Source organism: Rhodopseudomonas sp. BR0C11 (assembly GCF_010820945.1).
In the GTDB taxonomy this organism is placed as follows: domain Bacteria; phylum Pseudomonadota; class Alphaproteobacteria; order Rhizobiales; family Xanthobacteraceae; genus Rhodopseudomonas; species Rhodopseudomonas palustris_H.
On record NZ_QTKI01000339.1, the window covers coordinates 1 to 5,304 of the forward strand.

The 5,304-nt window shown below is 66.9% G+C and carries 4 protein-coding genes; all 4 read left to right on the top strand.

The annotated features are described in order from the left end of the window. A partial coding sequence (locus tag DYI24_RS20395) for a methyl-accepting chemotaxis protein (RefSeq protein WP_246701321.1) occupies window positions 1-577 on the top strand: 577 nt, incomplete at its 5' end. A 228-nt stretch (window positions 578-805) separates the two neighbouring features. Next, window positions 806-1,879 (top strand): efflux RND transporter periplasmic adaptor subunit, encoded by a 1,074-nt coding sequence (locus DYI24_RS20400; protein ID WP_246701322.1) that lies wholly within the window; start codon window positions 806-808, stop codon window positions 1,877-1,879. Then, on the top strand, window positions 1,880-4,969 hold the full coding sequence (locus DYI24_RS20405) for an efflux RND transporter permease subunit (RefSeq protein ID WP_164573608.1): 3,090 nt from the start codon (window positions 1,880-1,882) through the stop codon (window positions 4,967-4,969). It begins immediately after the preceding gene. Then, a complete protein-coding gene (locus DYI24_RS20410; protein ID WP_164573609.1) occupies window positions 4,966-5,271 on the top strand; it encodes a DUF3240 family protein in 306 nt (101 codons plus the stop codon). Before DYI24_RS20405 ends, DYI24_RS20410 begins: the two co-directional genes overlap by 4 nt. Window positions 5,272-5,304: the final 33 nt, after the last annotated feature.

Below are 5,304 nucleotides of genomic sequence, written 5' to 3' on the forward strand. Positions count from 1 at the left end.
GGAAGCGTCCGCCAACGTCGCCAGCCTGCGCAGCGTCGCCGAACGGATTTCCGAAGTTGTGAAGTCGATCGAAGTGATCGCCGGACAGACCAACCTGCTCGCGCTCAACGCCACCATCGAGGCCGCGCGCGCCGGCGAGGCCGGTCGCGGTTTCGCGGTGGTGGCCGCCGAGGTGAAGGCGCTGGCCGAGCAGACCGCCAAGTTCACCGGCGAGATCGAGGCGCAGGTCGAGCACGTCCACAGTGCCGCCGACCTGGTCAGCCGCTCGATCGGCGAGATCGGCTCGGTGATGAGCGAAGTCGATGACATTACAGCCGCTGTCGCCGGCGCCGCCGAAGCGCAATCGGCCGCCACGGCCGATATCGCCAAGAACATCGAGCTGGCCTACGACGTGGTCAGCGAGATCACCGGCAGTATCCAGACTGTCACCGAGAGCGCCCGCGACACCGAGCAATACGCCGCCTCGACCATGACGGCCTCGACCGATTTGTCGTCGCAGTCGGAAATGCTGGCGCACCGGATCCGCGACTATCTCGCCCGGGTTCGGGCCGACATGCTGGCCCAGCGCGCGGCCTGAGCGGCAGCCTGGAGCTTGCTGAGAATCACTGGCAGTTAGCTTTAGCCGGTGCATACCCGCCGTTGACGCTGGCGGCGGATGGGCCTGTCAGCAACCTGTCAGGCGCGGTAGCATAGGAAAGCAGCTCGTTGCGGCGGCTGCGGGGAGCCGGCGCGTCCGGCATCCCAGGCCGGCACAGGTGCCAGTGACAGACCCATGCTCCGCCTTTCGACGATTCCGACTTTGCTGATGGCCGCTGTGCTGGCTTGCGCGACTGCGCACGCCGGCGACGAGCTGTCGATTTCCAAGCAGCAGGCCGAGCGGGTCGGGATCGAGACCTCGCCGCTGGAAAAGCAGCCTGCCGCGGCCGGCCTCAGCTTCCCAGGCAAGATCGCGGTGCCGCCGGATCGCAGCCGGCTGATGAACGCGCCGCTCGGCGGCCGGATCGAACGGCTGCTGGTGCGCACCGATACGGTGGTGAAGGCCGGCGATCTGCTGGCCGAGATTCAGAGCCCGGCGCTTGCCAATGCCCAGGCCGAATATCTGGTCGCCTTCAATAAAGGGCGGCTGCTCAAGACCAATCTCGACCGCGAGGAGCAGCTCGCGCCTTATGGCGCCGTGACCAAGAAGCAGGTCATCGTCACCCAGAGCGAATACGAACAGGCCCGCGCTACCGCAGCCGAGCGCCGCCAGGCGCTGCTGCATTACGGCATGACCGAAGCGGCGGTCGACAAGCTGGCGGCGAGCCAGAAGCTCGATCCCAGGCTGACGCTGATCGCGCCGATCGATGGCGTGGTGCTGGAAAGTCCGACCACACCCGGCCAAACCGTCGAGGCGCTGGCGCTGGTGTTCAAGCTGGTGCAGCTCGCGCCGCTGTGGGCAGAAATTCAGGTGCCGGCGTTGCGGGCGGAGGATTTCGCGGTCGGCGCCCGCGTCACGCTGCGTGGCCATGATTGCATCGGCAAGGTGGTGTCGATCGGCTCCAGCGTCGAGCCGACCTCGCAGACCGTGATCGTCCGCGCCCAATTCGACGAGCCTGATACCGACCTGCGGCCCGGCCAGGTGGTCGAGGCGCAGATCGCTCCGATCACCAGCGGCTCGGCCGAATGGCGCGTGCACAGCGGCGCGATGGTGCGGCGGGGCAAAGACGCCTTCGTGTTCGTGCAGACCGACAGCGGCTTCGTTGCCACGCCGGTGAAGATCCGCGAGGAGTTGCCGCAATTTGCGGTGGTCAGCGGCAGCTTCCGCGGCGACGAGCGGATCGCGGTGCGCGGCATCGCCGCGCTGAAGGGCGCCTGGCAGGGACTCGGCGGGGTCGAGTAAATGCTGACCCGTCTCGTCGAATTCTCGCTGTCGCATCGCCTTTTGGTGGTGCTCGCCACGCTGCTGCTGATCGGTGCCGGCGTTCTGGCGTTCCGGCATCTGCCGATCGATGCTTTCCCGGACGTCTCGCCGGTCCAGGTCAAGATCATCATGAAGGCCCCGGGCATGACGCCCGAGGAAGTCGAGACCCGGGTGACGATGCCGCTCGAGCTCGAGATGCTCGGCATCCCCAACAAGACCATCCTGCGCTCGACCACCAAATACGGCCTTGCCGACGTCACCATCGATTTCGCCGACGGCGTCGACATCTATTGGGCGCGCAATCAGGTCGCCGAACGGCTCGCGTCCGCGATGAAGGACATGCCCGACGGGCTCACCGGCGGTCTGGCGCCGATCACCACGCCGCTCGGCGAAATGTTCATGTTCACCATCGAGGGCGGCGACCTGACGATGGCCGAACGGCGGACGTTGCTCGACTGGACCATCCGTCCGGCGCTCCGCACGCTGCCCGGCGTCGCCGACGTCAATTCGCTCGGCGGCTTCGTCCGCAGCTTCGAAATCGTGCCGGACAATCTGGCGATGGCCTCGCACGGCATCACCATCGATATGCTGGAGAAGGCGATCGAGAAGAACAACCGCAATGGCGGTGCTGGGCGGCTGTCGGCCGGCGAGGAGGTGCTGCTGGTCCGGGTCGACGGCCAAGTCCGCACGCTCGATGATTTGCGCGACATCGTGCTGGCCTCGCGCGACGGCGGCATGGTGCGGGTGCGCGACGTTGCCGAAGTACGGATCGGCAGCATCACCCGCTACGGCGCAGTGACGCGTGACGGCCAGGGCGAAGCGGTGCAGGGCCTGGTGCTCGGCCTGCGCGGCGCCAATGCGCGCGACGTGGTCGAAGGCGTTCGCGCCAAGTTCAAGGAGCTGGAGCCGACGCTGCCGAAGGGCGTGACGCTCAACGTGTTCTACGACCGCGGCGATCTGGTCGGCCGCGCCGTCGGCACGGTGTCGAAGTCGCTGCTCGAGGCCGTGGTGTTGGTGATCGTGCTGCTCATCCTGTTCCTTGGCGACTGGCGTGCCGCGCTGGTGGTGGCGCTGACGCTGCCGCTGTCGGCACTCGCCACTTTCGTGCTGATGCGGTTTGCTGGCATGTCGGCGAACCTGATGAGCCTCGGCGGTTTGGCAGTCGCGATCGGCATGCTGATCGACGCCGCGGTCGTGGTGGTCGAAAACGTCGTGTCGCATCTGGCGCACGATCGTCATGCCGCGCAGGTGCCGCTGCTGCACCGGATCTATCAGGCACTGCGCGAAGTCGTGGTGCCGGTCACCTCGGGCATCGGCATCATCGTCATCGTGTTCTTGCCGCTGCTGACGCTGCAGGGGCTGGAAGGCAAGTTGTTCATCCCGGTGGCGCTGGCGATCGTGTTCGCGCTCGGCTCGTCGCTGCTACTGGCGCTGACCGTGATCCCGGTGCTGGCGTCGCTGCTACTGAAGACGGCCGGTCACGGCGACACCTGGCTGGTGCGCAAGATCAGCGCCGGCTACACGCCGGTGTTGCGGTTCGCTCTGAATCACGAAAAGGCGGTGCTGGCCGTGTCGGCGCTGGCGCTGGTCGCCACCGTGTTCGCCTATGCGCAGCTCGGCAAGATCTTCATGCCGACGATGGAAGAAGGCACGCCGATCATCAGCGTCGAGAAGCTGCCGTCGATCGGGCTGGAGGAGAGCGTCAATCTCGATCTCCGAATCCAGCAGGCGGTGATGGGCGCGGTGCCGGAGGTCAGGAGCATCGTGGCGCGCGTTGGCTCCGACGAACTTGGCCTCGACCCGATGGGTCTCAATCAGACCGACACCTACATCATCCTCAAGCCCGAGGCGGAGTGGCGCCGGCCGCACGATAAGGACTGGCTGATGGGCGAGCTGCGCAAGGCGCTCGCCGGCTTCCCGGGTATCGGCTTCTCGTTCACCCAGCCGATCGAGATGCGGGTGCAGGAGATGATCATCGGCGCCCGCGGCGATGTGGTGGCGAAGATCTTTGGCACCGACATCCCGACGCTCAACAGGCTGGCCGAACAGATCACCGCGACGCTGAAGACGTTGAAGGGCGCCGAAGACGTCCGCACCACGCTCAACGAAGGCTTCGAGTACTACAACGTCGGCATCGACCGGCTGCAGGCCGGCCGGCTCGGGCTCGATGTCGACGCGCTCACCGAGGCGCTGCGCACCCAGATCGAAGGCCGTCAGGCCGGCATCGTGGTCGAAGAAGGCCGCCGTACGCCGGTGCTGATCCGCGGCACCGAGTCGCTACGCGAGTCGCCGGCGCGGCTCGCCGGCATCAATCTGGTACTCGCCGATGGCAAGTCGGTGCCGCTCGCCAACGTCGCCAAGCTGGAGCGGATCGACGGGCCTGTGAAGATCGACCGCGAGAACGGCAAGCGGCTGGCGCTGGTGATGAGCAACGTCTCGGGCCGCGACCTGGTCGGCTTCGTCGACGAGGCCAAGGCGGCGGTCGCCGCCAAGGTCAAGCTGCCGGAAGGCTACAGCATTGTCTGGGGCGGCCAGTTCGAGAACCAGCAGCGCGCCGCGGCTCGGCTCGGCGTCGTGGTGCCGATCGCACTGGCTCTGGTGTTTCTGCTGCTGTTCGTCACCTTCTCGTCGCTGCGGCAGTCGCTGCTGGTGTTCATCAACATCCCGTTCGCGCTGATCGGCGGCGTGTTCAGCCTGCTGATCACCGGCGAATATTTGTCGGTGCCGGCCTCGGTCGGCTTCATCGCGCTGCTCGGCATCGCGGTACTGAACGGCCTGGTGCTGGTGTCGTATTTCAACATGCTGCGCAGCCAGGGCCTGCCGCCGGATCAGATCGTCGAACTCGGTGCGCAGCGGCGGCTGCGGCCGATCCTGCTCACCGCGAGTATCACCGGGTTCGGCCTGGTGCCGCTGCTCTACGCCACCGGTCCGGGCGCCGACGTGCAGCGGCCACTGGCGGTGGTGGTGATCGGCGGCCTCGTCACCTCGACGCTGCTGACGCTGGTGATCCTGCCGGTGCTGTATCGCCGCTTCGGGATTCCGCCGAAACCGTCGGAGGCCCAGCCATGAGTGCGATGGTGCTGACCCTGCTGGTGCCGGTGGCGCTGAAGGACGACGTGATCGCCGCGATGCTGTCACACGAGCCGACCGCGCACGTCGGCTTCACAGCGCGGGAGGTCGAAGGCTATGGCCGCGATGTCGACTACGACAGCGTGGTCGAACAGGTCCGCGGCCACACGCTGTCGGTCGAGATCGTCGTCACCGCCGACGACGCCGAACTGCGCGGGCTGCTCGACACGATCGGCGACGAATTCGGCGGTCGCGGTCTGCGCTGGCGGATCGTGCCGGCGCCTGCTGTCGGGACGCTGTAAGCGGCAGGTGGCAGGTTCCGCGCTGGAACTCGG